The following is an 18744-nucleotide window of genomic DNA, read 5'->3' on the forward strand; positions in this document are numbered from 1 at the left end:
CGCCATCAGACCGCCATCAGCTCCTGCTCCTTGGCCTTGACCACCTCGTCGACGTCCTTGATGGCATCGTCGGTGAGCTTCTGCACCTCGCCTTCGAAGCGGCGCTCGTCGTCCTCGCTGATCGCCTTGTCCTTCAGCAGATCCTTGGCCTGCTGGTTGGCGTCGCGGCGGATGTTCCGGATCGCGACCTTCGCCGACTCGCCTTCGGAATGGACCAGCTTGCTCAGCTCGCGGCGGCGCTCTTCGGTGAGCGACGGCAGGTTGATGCGGATGGTGGTGCCCGAGGTGTTGGGCGTCAGGCCGAGGTCGGAGGCGAGGATCGCCTTCTCGACCGCGGCGACCATGGGCTTTTCCCATGGCGTGATGGTAAGCGTGCGCGCATCGCTGACGGTCACCGATGCCACCTGGGTCAGGGGCATGTCGGAGCCGTAGTAGTTGACCTTGAGGTGGTCGACCAGCGCGGTGGATGCGCGGCCGGTCCGGACCTTGGTCAGGTCGTGGCGCAGCGACTCCACGCTCTTGGCCATGCGTGCCTGCGTGTCCTTCTTGATCTCGTTGAGCATCGGCTGCCGGTTCCTGTTCGCAATCGCCGGATTATAGGCGAAGCCGGCCCGCGGCGAGGCGTCCCCGGACCGCTAGTCGTGCGCGTGGCCGCTGCAGGCGTCGCTGCCGCGCTCCACCTGCAGCGTGGCGTGGTTGATGCCGAACTTCGCCTGCAGGGCTTCACCGGTGGCATGCATGAAGGCGTCGTCGTCATCGCCACCAGGCCGCACCAGGTGGGCCGTCATCGCCACGTTGCCGGCCCCCAGCGACCAGATGTGCAGGTGGTGGACCGAGGCCACGCCCGGCTGTCCGGCGATGAAGTCGCGGACCTCGGCGGTATCGATGCCCGGAGGCACCGCATCCATCGCCGCGTTGAAACTGTCGCGCAGCAGGCTGGTCGCGCCCACCGCCACCACCACGCCGACCAGCAGTGCGGTCACCGGATCGAGCCAGGCCCAACCCCAGGCCAGCATGCCCGCGCCCGCCACCACCGTGGCCAGGGAAATTCCGGCGTCGGCCATCAGGTGGAGGTAGGCGCCACGGCGGTTGAGGTCGTGGGCGTGGCCGTGGCCGCCGCCGCGGACCATCAGCGCGGTCCCGAGGTTGACGGCGATCCCGATCGAGGCGACCACGATGACGGTCATGCCGGGGACCTCGGGCGGCGCGCCCATCCGCCGCAGGGCCTCCCAGGCCAGGGCGCCCGAAAGCCCGACCAGCAATACCGCGTTGGCCAGCGGCGAGAGCAGGGTGGCGCGGCGCCAGCCGTAGGTGTGGCGTTCCGTGGGCGGCCACTGCGCGATGACGGCCGCCCCCCAGGCCATCGCCAGGCCGAGCACGTCGCCGAGGTTGTGCAGGGCGTCGGACAGCAGGGCCAGCGAATTGATCATGAAACCGTAGGTCGCCTCGAGCACCGTGTACCCGAGGTTGACCAGGGTGATGATGGCGAAGGTGCGCGTGGCGTTGCCGGCGGCCGGCACGGGAGGGTGGCCGTGGCCATGGTCGTGGCTGTGATGATCGTGCTTGCCGTGGTGCGCGTGCATGTGCAGAGGCTGCCATGCGGGTCGGCCGGACACTATTGCAGTGCCTGCCCCGCCACGAAGACCCTGTGGGAGCCGCTATAGCGGCTCCAACAAGAGCGGATCGGCCAGCTCCCACAAGGGTGGCTCCCGCCATCGCCGCTATGGCGGCTCCCACAAGAGCAGTGCTGCGGCTCAGCTGCGGCCCTGGACCAGGGTGCCGATGGGTTCACCCTGCAGGATGCGCAGCAGCTGGCCGGGATGTTCCATGTCGAAGATGCGCAACGGCATGTCGCTGTCGCGGCACAGCGCGAAGGCGGCGGTGTCCATCACCTGCAGGTTGCGGCCGATGACCTCGTCGTAGGTCAGGCGTTCGAAGCGGGTGGCGTCTGGATTCTTCTTCGGGTCCGAGTCGTAGACGCCGTCGACCTTGGTGGCCTTGAGCAGCAGGTCGGCGCCGATCTCGATCGCGCGCAGGGCGGCGCCGGAGTCGGTGGTGAAGAACGGATTGCCGGTGCCGGCGGCGAAGATGGTGAGGCGGCCTTTTTCGAGATGCCGGATCGCCCTGCGACGGATGTAGTCCTCGCACACGTCGTTGATCTTGATCGCACTCATCACGCGCACTTTTGCGCCGAGCTTTTCCAGCGCGTCCTGCATCGCCAGCGCGTTGATCACCGTGGCCAGCATGCCCATCTGGTCGCCGGTGACGCGGTCCATTCCGCCCGCGGCCAGTCCCGCGCCGCGGAAGATGTTGCCGCCCCCGATCACCAGCGCGATCTCGGCGCCAGCGGCCTGCGCCTCGATGATCTCGGCGGCCAGGCGGTGGATCACCTTGGGGTCGATGCCGTAGTCCTCGTCGCCCATCAGTGCTTCGCCGGACAGCTTGAGCAGGACGCGGCGATAGGCGAGTTGCGACATGGTGGTGACTCCGGCGGAAACGCGTGGAATTCTAGCGGAAAGCGAAGGGCCGCGGATTGCTCCGCGGCCCTTCGTGTTGTTTCAGGTGGCCGCGACGGTCGTCGCGGCTACCGTCATCAGGCCAGGCCGGCCTGCTTCATCACTTCGGCGGCGTAGTCTTCCACCACCTTCTCGATGCCCTCGCCGACGGCCAGGCGCTCGAAGCGCAGGACCTCGGCGCCGGCGGCCTTCAGTACCTGCTCGACGTTCTTGTCGGTGTCGAGCACGTAGGGCTGGCCGTACAGGGTGACCTCGTTGACGATCTTGGCGATCTTGCCGCCGATGATCTTCTCGAGGATGTCGGCCGGCTTGGCCTTGTCCTTCTCGGACATCTTCGCCAGCTCGATTTCCTTTTCCTTGGCAACGAAGTCGGCCGGTACATCAGCCGCCTTGTTGTAGGGCGGGTTCATCGCCGCCACGTGCATGGCCAGGCCGCGGGCGAGATCGGCGTCGCCCCCCTTGAGCTCGATCAGCACGCCGATGCGGCCGCCGTGGACGTAGCCGGCGACGGTGTCGCCGCTTTCGATCGCGACCATGCGGCGGACCTGCACGTTCTCGCCGACCTTGGCGATCAGCGCGGCGCGCGCCTCTTCGACCGTCTGGCCACCGACGGTCGCGGCCTTCAGGGCCTCGACGTCGTCAACGGCCACCGCGGCGTTGGCCACGGTTTCGCAGAAGGCCAGGAAGTTCTCGTCCTTGGCGACGAAGTCGGTCTCGGAGTTGATCTCGACGATGGCGGCGCGGTTGCCCTGCTGGGCGAACGCGACGCGACCTTCGGCGGTGACGCGATCGGCCTTCTTGTCGGCCTTGGCCAGGCCCGACTTGCGCAGCGCCTCGGCGGCGGCGTCGATGTTGCCGCCGGCCTCGGTGAGCGCCTTCTTGCACTCCATCATGCCGGCGCCGGTGCGCTCGCGCAGTTCCTTGACCATGGAAGCGGTGATTTCCATTGCTACCTCTAGAAGATGTGGGGATGCGTGTGCCGGAGGATTACTCGGCGGCTTCGGGCTTCGCGTCGACAACGGCCTCGGGCTTCGCGTCGGCGCTGGCTTCGGCCTTGGCTTCGGCGGGCTTGGCGTCCGCGGCTTCAGGCTTGGCATCGGCCTTTTTGCGGGCCGGGCCGCGGCGCGGCTTGTCGCCGTCGGCGCCGTCGGCGAACTCTTCCTCGCGCACGGTCGCGGCGCTCGGCGCGGCGGCCTTGCCCTCGAGCACGGCGTCGGCGGCGGCGCGGGCATACAGCTGCACGGCGCGGATGGCGTCGTCGTTGCCGGGGATGGCGTAGTCGACCAGGTTGGGGTCGTAGTTGGTGTCGACCACCGCGATTACCGGGATGCCGAGCTTCTTGGCTTCCTTGATGGCGATGTCTTCATGGCCGATGTCGATCACGAACAGTGCGTCGGGCAGGCGGTTCATTTCCTTGATGCCGCCCAGCGAAGCCAGCAGCTTGTCGCGCTCGCGGCGCAGGCCCAGCACTTCGTGCTTGACGAGCTTCTCGAAGCTGCCGTCGGTCTCGCCGGCTTCAAGCGTCTTCAGGCGCGACACCGAACCCTTCACGGTGCGGAAGTTGGTCAGCGTGCCGCCGAGCCAGCGCTGGGTCATGTACGGCATGCCGCAACGCTCGGCCTCTTCCTTGATCGCGTCGCGCGCGCTGCGCTTGGTGCCGACGAATAGGATCATGCCGCGCTTCTGGGCGATGCCGGAGATGAAGTTCATCGCGTCCGAGAACAGCGGGACGGTCTTTTCAAGGTTGATGATGTGGATCTTGCCGCGGGCGCCGAAGATGTACGGCGACATCTTGGGATTCCAGTAGCGCGTCTGGTGGCCGAAGTGGACGCCGGCTTCCAGCATCTGGCGCATGGTGACCTGGGACATTGATGTGACTCCTGGTGTGGAACCCGGCCGCCGGAAGGGTAGGGGCGGCTTGCCTGCGCGGGGGCAGGCGATGGATTCCGGGGTTGGGCCTCCCTGCTGCTTCCGTCTCCGAATCCGGCGTGGCGGGGCTTTCGGCCCCTGCCTTGCTGGACACCCCGGGACGGGCTGTTGCGGCAGGTGTGTATTCGACAGTGACGCCCGTCGTGGGCGGTCCTGGCCGGAATCCGGCTGGGGAACCGGCGAATTCTAGCCCGGGAGCCGCCCAGGGGCAAGGAGCGGACCAGGCGGAGCCAGGATCGGCGATAATGGCCCGATGACCATCACACCCAAAACCCAAGACCAGATCGAGAAGATGCGCGTCGCCGGCCACCTGGCCGCCGAGGTCCTGCAGATGGTGGCCCCGCACGTGGTGCCGGGCGTGACCACCGAGGAACTCGACCGCATCTGCCACGAGCACATCGTCAACGTGCAGCAGGCCACGCCGGCCAACGTCGGCTACAGGGGCTATCCCAAGGCCACCTGCATCTCGGTCAACAACGTCATCTGCCATGGCATCCCGAACGAGGCCAAGGTGCTGAAGGATGGCGACATCATCAATATCGACGTCACCGTCATCAAGGACGGCTGGCACGGCGATACCAGCCGCATGTACTTCGTCGGCACGCCGTCGGTGATGGCCAGGCGCCTGGTCGAGGTGACGCGCGAGGCGATGTTCCGCGGCATCCGCGCGGTGAAGCCGGGCGCGACCCTGGGCGATGTCGGCCATGCGATCCAGAGCTACGCCGAGGCCGAGCGCTTCAGCGTCGTGCGCGAGTACTGCGGCCACGGCATCGGGCTCGTCTACCACGAGGAGCCGCAGGTGCTGCACTACGGGCGCCCGGGCGAGGGCCTGGTCCTTGAAGAAGGCATGACCTTCACCATCGAGCCGATGATCAACGAAGGCGCGCGCCATACCCGGCTGCTGCCCGACGGCTGGACCGTGGTCACCAAGGACCGCAAGCTTTCGGCGCAGTGGGAACACATGGTCGCAGTGACCGCGGACGGCGTGGACATCCTTACGCGTCTGCCCGGCGACGACAACGACTTCTGACGTGGACGCGGCCGCGCCTTCCGACGCGCCCGGCCGCGGGGACGATGCCGGAGACGCGGCCTGGGCACAGGCCGCCCGCGACGCCCTGGCGGCGGCGGATACCGCGTTTGCCGCGCGTTTCGACGCCGGCGCCGATGCCATCCGGCTCGCGGCCGAGCGCGCGGCCGCGGTGGACGCGGCGGTCGCCGGCGCATGGGCGCGCTGCATCGAGGATGGCACCGGCCTGGCGCTGTTTGCCGTCGGCGGCTATGGCCGCGGCGAGCTCTTCCCGCAGTCCGACATCGACCTCCTGGTGCTCGCCGACGATGCGCCCGACGCCGCCGCCGGGGCCGCGCTGGCGCGGCTGTTCGCGCTGCTCTGGGATTGCGGCCTGCCGGCCAGCCATTCGGTGCGCAGCGCGGAGCAGTGCACGGAGGCCGCGGCAGAGGACCTGACCGTCATGACCGCGCTGCTCGATGCCCGGCCGATTGCGGCCGGCAAGCGCGCGGGCGCGGCGCTGGCGCGGGCGATCGCACCCGACCGGGCCTGGCCGGCGCGCGACTTCTTCGTGGCCAAGGCGCAGGAGCAGGAACGCCGCCACGCCCGCTTTGGCGACACCTCCGACAACCTGGAACCGAACCTCAAGGACGGGCCGGGCGGCCTGCGCGACCTGCAGACCCTGGGCTGGATGGCGCGCCGCGCTTTCGGCACCCACCAAATGGAGCCGCTGGTCGCGCTCGGCCACGTCGGCGCCGACGAAGCCGCCGCGCTTGACCGCGAACACCGGGCGCTGGGCCGGCTGCGCTATGGCCTGCACCTGGTGGCGGGCCGTGCGGAGGAGCGCCTGCGCTTCGACCACCAGAAGCCGCTGGCCGCGCGCCTGGGCTTCGCCGATGACGCGCGCAACCTCGGCGTCGAGCAGATGATGCAGGGCTTCTACCGCAGCGCCGCGGTGGTGCGCCGGATCGGCGACCGCCTGCAGCAGCGCTTCGAGGAGCATTTCGACGGCGCGGCCGTGCCGGAGCCGGTGGACGAACGTTTCGAACTCCGTCGCGGTTACCTCGCCGCGCGCGATCACGGCTGGCCCCATGGGGACGTCGGCGAGGTGTTCGCGCTGTTCGCGGCCTGGGCCGGGCTGGGTGAACTGCGCGGCCTGCACACGCATACCGCACGCGCGCTGGCGGAGGCCCTCGATGCGTTGCCCTCGTACAGCGCGGCCACCGAAGCGCAGCGGGCCGCGTTCCTCGGACTGCTGCGCGGGCCCTCTCCGGTGCGCGGCCTGGAGCGTATGGCTCGGCTGGGCGTGCTCGGACGCTGGATCCCGGCGTTCGCGCAGGTCTCGGGACGGATGCAGTTCGATCTGTTCCATGTCTATACCGTCGACCAGCACACGCTGGCGGTGCTGCGCAACCTCGCGTCCTTTGCCACCGGCGAGCCCGACGAGCGCTTTTCACGGGCGCACGAGGTGTGGCAGGGACTGCGCAAGCCCGAGTTGTTGCTACTGGCCGGCCTGTTCCACGACATCGCCAAGGGACGCGGTGGCGACCATTCCGAACTCGGCGCAGTGGATGCGCGCGCGTTCTGCGAGGCGCACGGACTCGGCGAGGCCGACACCGCGCTGGTGGAGTGGTTGGTGCTGCGCCACCTCTTCATGTCGGTGACCGCGCAGAAGCAGGACATCGCGGACCCGGCCGTGATCCACCGCTTCGCCAGTGAAATCGCGGACCGCGAACGCCTGGACTATCTCTACCTGCTGACCTGCGCCGACATCGCAGGCACGTCGCCCAAGCTGTGGAACGCATGGAAGGATCGCCTGCTGGCCGACCTCCGCAACGCAACCCGCCTGGCGCTGCGTCGCGGGCTCGAGCATCCGGTGGCCGCGACCGAGCGTATCGCCGAAACCCGCGATGCGGCGGCGCTTCTGCTCGCGGGGCAGGGCATCGATGCCGCCAGTGCCCGCGCGCTGCTCGACCGCTTTCCCCCGCACAGCTTCCTGCGCGCGCGTGCCGAGCAGATCGCGTGGCAGGCCGGGGCGCTGCACGAGGCCGAAGGGGGAGACCCCGCGCGCACGGTGGTCAAGGCGCGGCTGGTGGCCGCCGGCAGCCAGGCGATGGAAGTGTTCGTGCACGGCGCCGACCGCGACGGCCTGTTCGCGGCGATCGTGGTCACGCTGGACCGTCTTGGACTGGCGATCCAGCAGGCGCGCGTACTGGATGGCCCGGGCGGCATGGTGTTCGACAGCTTCCAGGTGATGCCCGACGACACCCGCGCCGATTGTGATCCGCAGGCGGTGGCGCGCAAGCTTGCCGCGGTGCTGGCCGGTCCGCTGGACCGGGTCCGCCCGGCGCAGCGCACGCAGCCGCGGCACCTGCGCCATTTCCGGATCGTCCCGGACGTGGAGTTCACGACCAGCGGCGACGGCGCGGCCACGATCCTGAGCCTGGTCAGTACCGACCGGCCGGGACTGCTGGCCGACGTCGCGCACGTGTTGCGCAGCCAGGGGTTGCGCGTGCACGACGCACGCATCGCGACCTTCGGCGCGCGCGCCGAAGACGTGTTCCGGGTGACCGGAGATGACAAACAACCGCTCGGCGAGGCGGCGTGCGCGGGCTTGCGCGACGCCTTGCTGGCAAGGATCGACGGAGAAGGACGCAGATGAGTACCGGGAAGAAGTCCGCCGCAAAGAAGGCGGCGGCGAAGAAGGTCGTGGCCTCGAAGGGGGCCGCGAAGAAGGCCCCCGGCAAGAAGGCTGTCACCGCGGAGGGCGCCGCCACGAAGGTTGCCGCGAAGAAGGTCGTCGTCAAGAAGCTTGCCGCGAAGAAGTCCGCCGCGACGAAGCCAGGCATCAGGAAGACCGCCGTGAAGAAGGTCGCTGCCACGAAGGTAGCCACCACGAAGCCCGCCGCAAAAAAGGCCGCGGCGAAGCAGATCGTGCCCGGGGCTCCGGAGGCGAAGCATTCACTGCAGGCCGGGGAGACGCTCCCGGCATCGGTCCCTTCGAACGGCCCCGACGACGAACTGGCCTTCATGATCCACAGCGCCTGGGAACGCCGCTCGATGCTGACGCCCGAAGAGATCGAAGGGTCGACGCGGATGCTGGTCGACCAGGCGATCGAGGGCCTCGAGGAAGGCCGCCTGCGCGTGGCCGAGCCCGACGGCGCCGGGGGCTGGAAGGTCAACGAATGGCTGAAGAAGGCCGTGCTGCTGTACTTCCGCGTGCAGGAGATGGAGACGGGCGAACAGTACCCGGCGCCGTACTGGGACAAGATCCCCATGCGCTTCGCCGATTTCGACGAAGCCGCGTTCCGCAAGCTGGGTGCGCGCGTGCTGCCTGGCGCGATCGCACGCCGCGGCGCCCATGTCGGCCGCGACGTGGTGCTGATGCCGTCCTTCGTCAACATCGGCGCGTACATCGGCGCCGGCACGATGGTCGACACCTGGGCCACGGTCGGGTCCTGCGCGCAGGTCGGCAAGCACTGCCACATCTCCGGTGGCGCCGGCATCGGCGGCGTGCTCGAGCCGCTGCAGGCCGCGCCGACGATCATCGAGGACCACTGCTTCATCGGCGCGCGCTCGGAGGTGGTGGAAGGCGTCATCGTCGGCCACCACAGCGTGATCGGCATGGGGGTGTTCCTGGGCCAGTCCACGCGCATCCACAACCGCATGACCGGCGAAACCAGCTATGGCGTGGTGCCGCCGGGCAGCGTGGTGGTGGCGGGTTCGCTGCCGGCCGCCGACGGCTCGCATTCGCTGTACTGCGCGGTGATCGTCAAGCAGGTCGATGCGAGGACGCGCTCCAAGACCTCGGTCAACGAGCTGCTGCGCGGGCACGCGCTCTGATGCGGGGAGGCATGCAATGACTACTACGCTTCATGGACTCGACAACTGCGACACCTGCCGCAAGGCACGCAAGTGGCTGGACCGGTTCGGCGTCGCGCACGACTTCATCGACTACCGCAAGGACACGCCGGAGCCGGGCACCTTCGCGGAGTGGGCGCGGCAGGCCGGTGGCTTCGAGGCGCTCGTCAACAAGTCGTCCACCACCTGGCGCCAGCTGCCTGACCAGCGCAAGGCCGCCGGCTCCGACGCCGAGTGGAGCCTGCTGCTGCGCGAGTACCCGCAGCTCGTGCGCCGGCCGGTGGTGGTGACCGCTGACGGCGCCATGAGCCAGGGCTTCAGTGACAACGGCTTCAAGAAGCGCTTCGGGATCGGCGGGTGAGCGAGGTGCTTGCCCTGGCCCGCGAGCTGATCGCGCGGCCATCGGTCACGCCCGACGACGCCGGCTGCCAAGCGCTGCTCGCCGCACGCCTGCGCCGCGCCGGCTTCGCCTGCGAGCACCTGCGCTTCGGCGCGGTCGACAACCTGTGGGCGACGCACGGCGAAGGCGGGCCGGTGCTGGTGCTGCTGGGCCACACCGACGTCGTGCCTCCCGGCCCGCGCGAAGCCTGGGCCAGCGACCCCTTCATCCCGGAAATCCGCGATGGCCTGCTTTACGGGCGCGGCGCGGCGGACATGAAGGGCAGCGTGGCCGCGTTCGTGGTGGCGCTGGCGCAGTTCGTGGCAGCGCATCCGGACCATCCCGGCACCGTGGCGCTGCTGCTGACCTCCGACGAGGAAGGCGACGCCATCGACGGCGTGCGCCGCGTGGCCGATGAATTCCGCCGTCGCGGGCAGCGCATCGACTGGTGCATCACCGGCGAACCCTCCTCCACGCATAAGCTGGGTGACCTGCTCCGCGTCGGTCGCCGCGGCTCGCTGTCGGCCGCGCTGACCGTGCGCGGCGTGCAGGGCCACGTGGCCTATCCGGAAAAGGCGCGCAATCCCGTGCACCAGGCCTTGCCCGCACTGGGCGAACTGACTGCGCGGCGCTGGGACGAAGGCTATGACACCTTCCCGTCGACCAGCTTCCAGGTCAGCAACATCAGCGCCGGCACCGGCGCCAGCAACGTCATTCCGGGCGGGCTGCGCGTGGACTTCAACCTGCGCTACAACCCGCACTGGGACGCGCCGCGGCTGGAAGCCGAGATCGAGGCCGTGCTCACGCGCCATGGCCTGGACTTCGAGCTGCGCTGGCACCGCAGCGGCGAACCGTTCTTCACGCCGGAGGGTCCGCTCCGCGCCGCGGCGCGCGAGGTGCTGGCCGATGTCGCCGGCACGGCGCCGGAGGAAAGCACCGGGGGCGGCACATCCGATGCCCGCTTCATCGCACCGCTGGGTGCGCAGTGCATCGAGGTCGGCCCGGTCAACGCCAGCATCCACAAGGTCGACGAACATGTGTCCGTCGCCGACCTGGACGCGCTGCCCGGTCTGTATCTCTCGCTGATCCGGCGCCTGCTCGGCGACTGAGAAGCGCGGGCGAGCCGAAAGCAGTCTCCTTCAGCGCGCCTCCAGCACCAGCGCGTGCACGGCCTCGCCAGGCAGGAACGGCGAGGCGCGCCCCTGCACCCAGTCGTCGTGCCCTGCGCCCCAGAACGGCGACAGCGGATGTCCGCTCTGGCCGCCGGGCTGGTGGATGATGCCCTCGGCCTCGCGACCCGGCGCCACCACCATGCGCTGCGACGCGCCCATCGACGGCGCCTGCACGCGCGGCACGAGGCCATCCCCGGGCAGGGGGTCGGCAGCCATGCACAGCTGTCCACGCAGGAAGGACGGCAGCGCGCCCGCCAACGGGTGGCAGATGCGTGCGGTGTTGGCTTCGCCCCAGCTGCGCTCCGCCAGCGGCCCCAGTGGTGCAAGCGCGTCGCGGACGTCCACTGCCGCGTCTTCGAACAGCGCGTCCCAGGACGCAAAGCGGCGAGGCAGCAGATGCGCGGGCTGCGCGGTCACCATCGGCCAGGCCACGCCCTCGAGCTGCGACAGCGCGGGCATCACGAAGTCATCGCCCAGCGCGACCTGCGCCGGCGCAAGCAATCCCCTGGCGATGCGCTCGTTGACGGCCGTGCGCCACGCGCGTGCCAACCGATAGCCGGTGGAGTCCGTGGAGGCGTGGCCGCTCCAGTCCGCGGCGGCGCCGGCCAGGGCAAGCAGGGCAGGCGCTTGTTGCTCCCGGGCACGTTCCAGCAGGAGCGCATGCCAGCGTTCCAGCAGCACCGCACGGTCGTCGAGCTGGATGGCCAGCAGATCGCGTTCGTCGAAGCGTTCGCCAGCGCGCAGCGTGTCGCGGATCTGCGCGCCGCGGATGCCCAGCGCATAGCCGCCATCGCCAATGAGTCCGAGCGCCGCGCCGTCCACCACCCGGGCGTTCGCGGTCCAGATGCGGTCGGCGGTGGGGGAGGCGATGGTCGGGCCCTGGCGCGTGCTCATCGCCCATGGCGCGCAAGCGTCCGGACCCGTGGTGGCGACCGGCTGGACCGGATCGCAGCCTGCGCCGCGCAGCGGAACCGGGCCGAGCAACCGCCACGCGATGCGTCCGCTGGCATCGCCAACCACCAGGTTCTGGCTGGGCAGGGCCACCGTGCGCGCCATCAGCAGCGCCTGCTCGACATCAGGCGCGCGGGCAAAACCCGCCAGGCCAAGGTTGATCGCACCGGGCAGGTGTGCCGTCCATCTCAGGCTGAGCACGTGGCCATCGTCGCTGCGGTGGAGCACCGGACCCCAGTCGGATTCCTCGACCTCGAGGATGACCGGTTTGCCCCCGGCAACCTCGATGACCTCGCGATGGCGCACCAGGCGCACGCAGGCCCCGGCAGCATCGCCCCCGTCGGCACCCCCGGTGCAGGGACGCTCCAGCGCCCAGTCAAGGTAGTCGCCATAGCTGTTGGTGAAGCCCCAGGCCACGCGGCCGTTGCTGCCCACGATCACCGCCGGCAGTCCGGGCAGGGTGAAGCCGGAGACGTCCACCCGCCCGTTCGCGGCGCGCTCGTCGGCATGGCGCAGGCGCGCGCGGTACCAGATGCCCGGCGCGCGCAGGCCCAGGTGCATGTCGTTGGCGACCAGGGCCGATCCGTGCGCGGTCAGCGTGCCGGCGACCGCGAAGTTGTTGCTCCCGACCGTCTCCGGCTCGATGGCCGCAATCGCTGAGTCCAGCGCAGGTGAGGGCAGCGTGCGCAGGTCGACAAGGTCCGGTCCCGGAAGGACGGCGTCGCCGATCTCCACCCCCACCAGCGGCGCATCCCAGCTCGAGCCGGCGTGGGTGAGCAGTTCGAACAGCGCTGCCGGCAGGTGGGGGCGCGCTCTCCACAGCGCGAGTTCGCGGGCGTTGCTGCCGTCCTGGAGGTCGAAGTACATAGCCAGGCCGACCAGTACCGAATCCTCCGGTGTCCAGGGTTCTGGCGTCGTGCGCAGCAGCAGGTAGGGCCAGGGCCGCACGCGCAGCGCATCGCGTCCGGCATTCACGCCTTCGGCATAGGCATCGAGGAGCCTGCGCTGGTCGGCCGGGGCGGCCTCGACGGTCGCCCGTGCACGCGAGCGCATCCTGTGCACGCGGTGGCTGCGGTCGATGTCCACGGCCGCGGAGCCGAACAGCGCGGCTAGCTCACCCGCGGGCGAACGCCGCATCAGGTCCATTTCGAACCAGCGTTCCTGCGCGTGCACGTAGCCCAGCGCACGCATGGCGTCGGACTCGTTCGCGGCGTCGATGGTGGCCACGCCCAGCGCATCGCGGGTGACCGTGGCCTTGGTGGAGAGCCCGGCCACGTCCACGCGGCCATCGAGCAGCGGCAGGCTACCGCGGAGGGCCCACCAGGCAGCCAGGCAGGCCAGCAGCGCCAGCACCACCAGCAGCGCGGTGATGCGCAAGGTCCATCGAAGCATTGGCAACCCTACCCCCAGGGAGCCGCGCTCAGGCGGCCTTATTCGACAAGTAGCGTATCCACCTTTTGCCAGCCGCGCGGCAGCAGGCCACCGCGGCTGCCGCGGGCACCAATGTAAGCCTCCAGGTCGCGCCAGGACAGCGTCATCGTGCGCGCGCCGGACTGCACCAACAGGCTGCCGCCGTCGGGGACCGAGGCCACGGCAACCACGCGCTCGGTGCCGCGCTTGGCCTTCGGGATCTCGATGACCTTGTTGCCCTTGCCACGGTCGAGCTCGGGCAGTTCGGAGACCGGGAACGCGAGCAGGTGGCCAGCGCTGGTCACGGCAACGATGCGGTCGCTGTCCATGCTCGACACCACGGAGGGCTGCAGCACGCGCGCGCCCTCGGGCAAGGTGAGCATCGACTTGCCTGCCTTTTGCCGGCCGACCAGATTGTCGAAGCGGGTCACGAAGCCGTAGCCGGCCGAGCTCGCCAGCGCGAAGCGCGCCTCGGCATCACCCGTGGCCATCGCGACGAAGGTCGCACCGGCCCCCGGAGAGAAGCGCCCGGTAAGGGGCTCGCCGTTGCCGCGCGCCGAGGGCAGCCCGTGCGCGAGCGTTGAATAGGCGCGGCCGGTGGAGTCGAGGAAGGCCACCTGCTGCGTGCTGCGTCCGCGCACCGCGGCCAGCAGGCCATCGCCGTCGCGGTAGGACATCGTGGAGGCGTCGACGTCATGGCCCTTGGCCGCGCGCACCCAGCCCTTCTGGCTGAGCACGATGGTGACCGGCTCGGCCGCGACGAGATCGGTTTCGGCCAGCGCCTGGGCGGCGCCGCGGGCGACCAGCGGCGAGCGGCGGGCGTCGCCGAATTTCTTTGCGTCCGCCAGCAGCTCGTCCTTGACCATCTTGCGCAGCTTCGCCTTGCTGCCCAGCGTGGCGATCAGGTGGTCGCGCTCGGTGGCGAGCTCTTCCTGCTCGCCGCGGATCTTCATCTCCTCGAGCCGCGCGAGCTGGCGCAGGCGGGTCTCGAGGATGTAGTCGACCTGGTCGTCACTGAGCGCGAAGCGCGCCTGCAGCACGGCCTTCGGCTCGTCCTCGGTGCGGATGATGCGGATCACTTCGTCCAGGTTGAGGAAGGCGACCAGCAGGCCTTCGAGCAGGTGCAGGCGGCGCTCGACCTTGTCCAGCCGGTGCTGCAGGCGGCGGGTGACCGTGTCGGCGCGGAAGGTGAGCCATTCCAGTAGCAGCGTGCGCAGGTTCTTGACCTGCGGCCGGCCGTCCAGCCCGATGATGTTGAGGTTGACCCGGAAGCTCTTCTCGAGATCCGTGGTCGCGAACAGGTGGCCCATCAGCTGGTCCACGTCGATGCGGTTGGAGCGCGGGATCAGCACCACGCGCACCGGATTGGCATGGTCGGACTCGTCGCGGATGTCTTCCAGCCAGGGCAGCTTCTTGGCGCGCATCTGCGCGGCGATCTGCTCGATCACCTTCGACGGCGACACCTGGTAGGGCAGCGCATTGACGACGATGTTCTGGCCTTCCTTCTGGAAGGTGGCGCGCGCGCGCACGCTGCCGTGGCCGGTTTCGTAGATCGCGCGCAGGTCGGCGACGGACGTGATGATCTCGGCTTCGGTGGGATAGTCCGGCCCGCGCACGTGCTCGCAAAGATCCGCCACCGTGGCCTCGGGGTCGTCAAGCAAGCGCACGCAGGCGCTGACGATCTCGTTGAGGTTGTGCGGCGGCACGTCGGTGGCCATGCCCACGGCGATGCCGGTGGTGCCGTTGAGCAGCAGGTGCGGCAGGCGCGCCGGCAGCCAGGTCGGTTCCTCGAGCGTGCCGTCGAAGTTGGGCGTCCAGTCCACTGTGCCGTGGGCCAGCTCGCCCAGCAGCACCTCGGCGATCGGCGTCAGCTTCGACTCGGTGTAGCGCATGGCCGCGAAGGACTTGGGATCGTCCGGCGAGCCGAAGTTGCCCTGGCCTTCGATCAGCGGATAGCGGTAGCTGAAGGGCTGGGCCATCAGCACCAGGGCCTCGTAGCAGGCGCTGTCGCCATGCGGGTGGAACTTGCCGATCACGTCGCCGACCGTGCGCGCGGATTTCTTGGGCTTGGCCGAGGCCTGGAGCCCCAGCTCGCTCATCGCATAGACGATCCGCCGCTGCACGGGCTTGAGCCCGTCGCCGATGAAGGGCAGGGCGCGGTCGAGCACCACGTACATCGAGTAGTCGAGGTAGGCGCGCTCGGCGTACTCACGCAGGGGAATCTGTTCGAAACCGTGGAAGACGGGGCGGATCGGATCGTTCATCGGGACTGCTGTGCCATGGGAACCGATGATTCTACCGGGGCAGGGCGGTCGCCGCCCCGCCCGCGCTCAGTTGATGCCGATGCTGTACAGGCCGGTATCCTCGATGCGGCCCACGGCGGCGATCGCGTCGCGCACTTGGGGGCGTGCAAGCAGGGCGCGCCGGGCTTCGACCAGCGCAAGGCGACCGGGAAGCGGCTCCGACCGCCGCAGGTTCGCGCACCAGTCGAGCGCGTCCACGCGCTGGTCGGCATCGGCGAGCATGCTGACGAGCCAGTCGGCGGCTTCGTCGTCGCGACCGGTCCACAGCAGGGCTTCGAGATAGTGCCCCGGGCTCTCGTCGCGGTTGGCGCGGATGCGATCGAACCACACCGCGGCGTCGTCGGCCTGTCCGAGCTGGCGGTGCGCGCGCAGGCGCGTGGTGGACTGCACCATCTCACCGTAGGGGCTCATGTCCTTCACGCGGGCAACCGCGGCCAGGGCGTCCAGCGGGCGCTCCATGTCGGCCAGCAGGGTGCCCAGGTTGAGCGTCTGGCTGACGTTGGGCTCGCCGGACTCGTCCATCGCCGCGGCCTCGGTGAGGGCCGCCAGCGCCTCGTCCGTGCGGCCTTGGCGACGCAGGGCCACGGCGCGTACGTGCTGCATCCAGTGGAGATCGTCCGTGTCGTCGAAGCGGCCGGGATCGGCCAGCGCCTGGTCCGCCACCGCCAGCGCCTCGCCGGCGTGCCCGCTCCTCAGCAGCGCGTAACCGAGCTCGCGCAGCGGCGGCAGCGTCGCCGGCGAGGCCGCCGCCGTGGCGCGCACCCGCGTGATCCAGGCTTCGGATGCAAGCGCCGGGTCGAAGCGCGGGTCCTTGCGATCGAACAGTCGGTCGAAGCGGCGGTCGCTGCGCATCCAGGCGATGATCCCAGGCTCGGTGATACCGGCAAGTGCGACGCGCGCGCCTTGGGCATCGCCGCGATCGGCGCGCATCAGCGCAAGCTGGGCCCAGGCGTGGTCGACCGGAATGCCATGCGCCGTCCAGTCGGCGGCGAACAGCGCCTCGAGCAGCTCCAGGCGGGCGGGCGACCCGACGTCCAGCCCGTGGACGACAGGATTCACGGACTCGGGCGCCAGGTGCTGGACCAGTTCCGGCCAGCCGCGGGCCAGGCGCGCGAAGGCCGCTGCGGCGTCCTCATCCCGGCCCTGGTTGGCCGAGAGCTGCGCGAACACGTACCAGGCGTCCGGATCACCGTCGCTGGCGTGCACCGAGGCCTCTGCCAAGCGGTGCGCGCGCCCGGGCTCGCCGGCATCGATGGCCAGCTGCGCCGCGCGCAGCAGGATGGCGGCACGACGGGGTCCGTCCAGACGTGCGAAGTCGGCATGGGACGCCACGGCTTCGAACGCCATCGCCGAGGTCGCAGGGTCGCCGCGCGCGGCGACGGCCTCCGCTGCGTTCAGCGCACTGCGCAGCTCGCCCGTCAGCGGCGAAACGTTCTTCTCCGCAGCGGCGGCGGTCGCGATCGCCATCGCCATCGCCATCGCCATCGCCAGCACTGCTGCCGGCGCGGCCTTCAGTACACCCATGTCCTGCTCCGTCTCCCCCAGTGACGACAGCCTAGCCGCGGCGCCGGGCCAAGGCCAAGGTCGCGGACAGGGCGGCAGGCCGACGGGTCAGCGCGTGGCGCGTCCGCACCAGGCGATCACGCGGCTGGCATCGATCACGGCCGTGGCCTTCGCGCCTTCGAGCACCTTGAAGGTGGCTGCCCGCAGGGCGGGCCTGCCGGCCACGGACACGGTCAGTCGCGGACCTTTGCGGGCACGAAGGGGGAGGTGGGGTCGCTGGCGGGGAAGGTTTCTTCCAGCGCCTCGTCCTGGTTCTCGCTTTCCTTGCCCTTGCGACGTTCGCGCTGGCCCGCGCTTTCTGGTGGCTGCTGCGGATCGTGGTCCTTGGGCAGGTCTTTGCGGTCGCGGCTCATGGCGTCTCTCTATAGTGGGGTGCTGGTTTCTTAGCCTTGCCTGCGTTGTCGCGGCGTGACCGGCGTCCGGGGCTGGCGGCGGCACGGCGTGCGCGGGACAGGAAGCGCCGCGCGGCGGATTCCCACTGTCGCGCACCGCTGGCGCGCGCCGCTGCGCGTTCCAGGCTGCCGTCCTGCCAGCCTTCGAACACGCAGGGATCGATGTAGGACTTGCGGCAGACCGACACCGTGTTGCCCAGCATCGCCGCCACCTCGGCGATCACCTGCTGCTGCAAACCAGCCAGGGCGCGCTCGCTGGCGTCTTCCGGCGGCGGCGTCGCGGCCAGCAGGCGGAAGGCCGCCAGCGTCGCGCCCCAGGTGCGGAAGTCCTTGGCGGTGAACGGCGCGCCCATGCGGTCCTGCAGGTAGCCGTTGACCATGCTCGAGTCCACGGGCTGCAGTTCGCCGGCGTCGTCGCGGTACTGGAACAGGCGCTGGCCCGGCAGCTGGTGCATCGACCGCAGCATCCGCGCAAGCCGCCGGTCGTCGATGCCGATGTCGTGCTGCTTGCCGCCCTTGCCGGTGAACTTCAGGCGCAGCGCGCCGCCGGAGGAGCGCGCGTGGCGGCTGCGCAGGGTGGTCAGGCCGTAGGAACCGTTGTCGCGTGCATAGGCATCGTTGCCCACGCGCAGCAGGGTCGTCGACAGGGTCAGGACCACGAGCGCCAAGACCTTGTCGCGTGGGAAGCCCGGCTGCGCGAGGTCGGTGCGCAGCCGACGCCGCAGCCGCGGCAGCGAATCGGCGAAGGCGGGGAGGCGGTCGAACTTGCCGGCATCGCGGCAGCTGCGCCAGCCGGCGTGGTAGCGGTACTGCTTGCGGCCGCGCGCATCGCGCCCGGTGGCCTGCAGGTGTCCGCGGGGCGACCGGCATATCCAGACATCTTGGTAGGCGGGCGGGATGGCGAGTGCGCGGATCCGCTCCAGCGTTGCCGCGTCGCGCACCGCGCTGCCGTCCGGATCGCGGTAGCGGAATCCGCTGCCGCAGCGCAGGCGGTGGATGCCCGGGTCGCGGTCGTTCACGTACAGCAGGCCGGCCTCGGCTGCCTCCACGGCTTCGGCCGGCTGCAGCGCGTCCTTCTGCCGGCGTCCCTTGCTGCGTGCATTGCCCATGGCGGCACGCTACGGACGGGCGGTGATCGCGCGATGAACCCCGCGTCCCCGTCGTGACCGTCCATTGGTTACTGACGTGGGGTGCTCACGCCGCCTTGCCGCGTCCGGTTGCACGGTGCCCGTTCCGAACTCGACCCCGGTCCGATGGGAGCT

General features: G+C 70.0%; 15 protein-coding genes. 5 read left to right on the forward strand and 10 right to left on the reverse strand.

Annotated elements, in window-relative coordinates; translation table 11 throughout:
* Positions 1 to 5: 5 nt before the first annotated feature.
* From frr to rpsB, 5 genes are all read right to left on the reverse strand, one after another.
* Positions 6 to 563 (reverse strand): ribosome recycling factor, encoded by a 558-nt coding sequence (gene frr / locus ACW5E8_RS05115; protein WP_456964394.1) that lies wholly within the window; start codon positions 561 to 563, stop codon positions 6 to 8.
* Between the two features lie 72 nt (positions 564 to 635).
* Positions 636 to 1583 (reverse strand): cation diffusion facilitator family transporter, encoded by a 948-nt coding sequence (locus tag ACW5E8_RS05120; protein ID WP_456964395.1) that lies wholly within the window; start codon positions 1581 to 1583, stop codon positions 636 to 638.
* Between the two features lie 171 nt (positions 1584 to 1754).
* On the reverse strand, positions 1755 to 2477 hold the full coding sequence (pyrH, locus tag ACW5E8_RS05125) for a UMP kinase (RefSeq protein ID WP_456964396.1): 723 nt from the start codon (positions 2475 to 2477) through the stop codon (positions 1755 to 1757).
* A gap of 116 nt (positions 2478 to 2593) precedes the next feature.
* Positions 2594 to 3463: a translation elongation factor Ts gene (gene tsf / locus ACW5E8_RS05130; protein ID WP_456964397.1), complete on the reverse strand. Its 870-nt coding sequence runs from the start codon at positions 3461 to 3463 to the stop codon at positions 2594 to 2596.
* A gap of 40 nt (positions 3464 to 3503) precedes the next feature.
* Positions 3504 to 4385, reverse strand: coding sequence for a 30S ribosomal protein S2 (gene rpsB, locus ACW5E8_RS05135; protein ID WP_456964398.1), 882 nt, complete (start codon positions 4383 to 4385; stop codon positions 3504 to 3506).
* 313 nt (positions 4386 to 4698) lie between these two features.
* Here rpsB and map point away from each other — a divergent pair, with 313 nt between their 5' ends.
* From map to dapE, 5 genes are read left to right on the forward strand one after another with little or no spacing between them, the layout of a single operon-like run.
* Positions 4699 to 5475 carry a type I methionyl aminopeptidase gene (gene map, locus ACW5E8_RS05140; protein WP_456964399.1) on the forward strand — a complete coding sequence of 259 codons (777 nt, stop codon included), beginning with the start codon at positions 4699 to 4701 and terminating at the stop codon, positions 5473 to 5475.
* 1 nt (position 5476) lies between these two features.
* Complete coding sequence (gene glnD / locus ACW5E8_RS05145; protein WP_456964400.1) at positions 5477 to 8113, forward strand: [protein-PII] uridylyltransferase; 2637 nt, start codon at positions 5477 to 5479, stop codon at positions 8111 to 8113.
* Positions 8110 to 9294, forward strand: coding sequence for a 2,3,4,5-tetrahydropyridine-2,6-dicarboxylate N-succinyltransferase (gene dapD, locus ACW5E8_RS05150; protein ID WP_456964401.1), 1185 nt, complete (start codon positions 8110 to 8112; stop codon positions 9292 to 9294). Before glnD ends, dapD begins: the two co-directional genes overlap by 4 nt.
* A 16-nt stretch (positions 9295 to 9310) precedes the next feature.
* On the forward strand, positions 9311 to 9673 hold the full coding sequence (locus ACW5E8_RS05155) for a Spx/MgsR family RNA polymerase-binding regulatory protein (RefSeq protein WP_456964402.1): 363 nt from the start codon (positions 9311 to 9313) through the stop codon (positions 9671 to 9673).
* Positions 9670 to 10800 carry a succinyl-diaminopimelate desuccinylase gene (gene dapE, locus ACW5E8_RS05160; RefSeq protein WP_456964403.1) on the forward strand — a complete coding sequence of 377 codons (1131 nt, stop codon included), beginning with the start codon at positions 9670 to 9672 and terminating at the stop codon, positions 10798 to 10800. The genes ACW5E8_RS05155 and dapE overlap by 4 nt, the downstream gene beginning before the upstream one ends.
* Before the next feature lie 30 nt (positions 10801 to 10830).
* Here the strand turns inward: dapE and ACW5E8_RS05165 are convergent, their stop codons facing one another.
* From ACW5E8_RS05165 to ACW5E8_RS05185, 5 genes are all read right to left on the reverse strand, one after another.
* Positions 10831 to 13206, reverse strand: a complete 2376-nt coding sequence (locus ACW5E8_RS05165; protein ID WP_456964404.1) for a penicillin acylase family protein — start codon at positions 13204 to 13206, stop codon at positions 10831 to 10833.
* A 38-nt stretch (positions 13207 to 13244) separates the two neighbouring features.
* Complete coding sequence (gene parC, locus ACW5E8_RS05170) at positions 13245 to 15488, reverse strand: DNA topoisomerase IV subunit A (RefSeq protein ID WP_456964405.1); 2244 nt, start codon at positions 15486 to 15488, stop codon at positions 13245 to 13247.
* A 66-nt stretch (positions 15489 to 15554) separates the two neighbouring features.
* Positions 15555 to 17051: a hypothetical protein gene (locus ACW5E8_RS05175; protein ID WP_456964406.1), complete on the reverse strand. Its 1497-nt coding sequence runs from the start codon at positions 17049 to 17051 to the stop codon at positions 15555 to 15557.
* Positions 17052 to 17263: 212 nt separating this feature from the next.
* Positions 17264 to 17443, reverse strand: a complete 180-nt coding sequence (locus tag ACW5E8_RS05180) for a hypothetical protein (RefSeq protein WP_456964407.1) — start codon at positions 17441 to 17443, stop codon at positions 17264 to 17266.
* Complete coding sequence (locus tag ACW5E8_RS05185; RefSeq protein WP_456964408.1) at positions 17440 to 18591, reverse strand: DNA topoisomerase IB; 1152 nt, start codon at positions 18589 to 18591, stop codon at positions 17440 to 17442. Before ACW5E8_RS05185 ends, ACW5E8_RS05180 begins: the two co-directional genes overlap by 4 nt.
* Positions 18592 to 18744 lie beyond the last annotated feature (153 nt).

The sequence above is a fragment of the Luteimonas sp. A649 genome, from assembly GCF_054072735.1.

What these genes read in the sequence shown, in the direction of transcription:
- frr (WP_456964394.1), bottom strand. Translation starts at nt 563, where the DNA reads ATGCTCAACGAGATCAAGAAGGACACGCAGGCACGCATGGCCAAGAGC.
- ACW5E8_RS05120 (WP_456964395.1), bottom strand. Translation starts at nt 1,583, where the DNA reads ATGCACGCGCACCACGGCAAGCACGATCATCACAGCCACGACCATGGC.
- pyrH (WP_456964396.1), bottom strand. Translation starts at nt 2,477, where the DNA reads ATGTCGCAACTCGCCTATCGCCGCGTCCTGCTCAAGCTGTCCGGCGAA.
- tsf (WP_456964397.1), bottom strand. Translation starts at nt 3,463, where the DNA reads ATGGAAATCACCGCTTCCATGGTCAAGGAACTGCGCGAGCGCACCGGC.
- rpsB (WP_456964398.1), bottom strand. Translation starts at nt 4,385, where the DNA reads ATGTCCCAGGTCACCATGCGCCAGATGCTGGAAGCCGGCGTCCACTTC.
- map (WP_456964399.1), top strand. Translation starts at nt 4,699, where the DNA reads ATGACCATCACACCCAAAACCCAAGACCAGATCGAGAAGATGCGCGTC.
- dapD (WP_456964401.1), top strand. Translation starts at nt 8,110, where the DNA reads ATGAGTACCGGGAAGAAGTCCGCCGCAAAGAAGGCGGCGGCGAAGAAG.
- ACW5E8_RS05155 (WP_456964402.1), top strand. Translation starts at nt 9,311, where the DNA reads ATGACTACTACGCTTCATGGACTCGACAACTGCGACACCTGCCGCAAG.
- ACW5E8_RS05165 (WP_456964404.1), bottom strand. Translation starts at nt 13,206, where the DNA reads ATGCTTCGATGGACCTTGCGCATCACCGCGCTGCTGGTGGTGCTGGCG.
- parC (WP_456964405.1), bottom strand. Translation starts at nt 15,488, where the DNA reads ATGAACGATCCGATCCGCCCCGTCTTCCACGGTTTCGAACAGATTCCC.
- ACW5E8_RS05175 (WP_456964406.1), bottom strand. Translation starts at nt 17,051, where the DNA reads ATGGGTGTACTGAAGGCCGCGCCGGCAGCAGTGCTGGCGATGGCGATG.
- ACW5E8_RS05180 (WP_456964407.1), bottom strand. Translation starts at nt 17,443, where the DNA reads ATGAGCCGCGACCGCAAAGACCTGCCCAAGGACCACGATCCGCAGCAG.
- ACW5E8_RS05185 (WP_456964408.1), bottom strand. Translation starts at nt 18,591, where the DNA reads ATGGGCAATGCACGCAGCAAGGGACGCCGGCAGAAGGACGCGCTGCAG.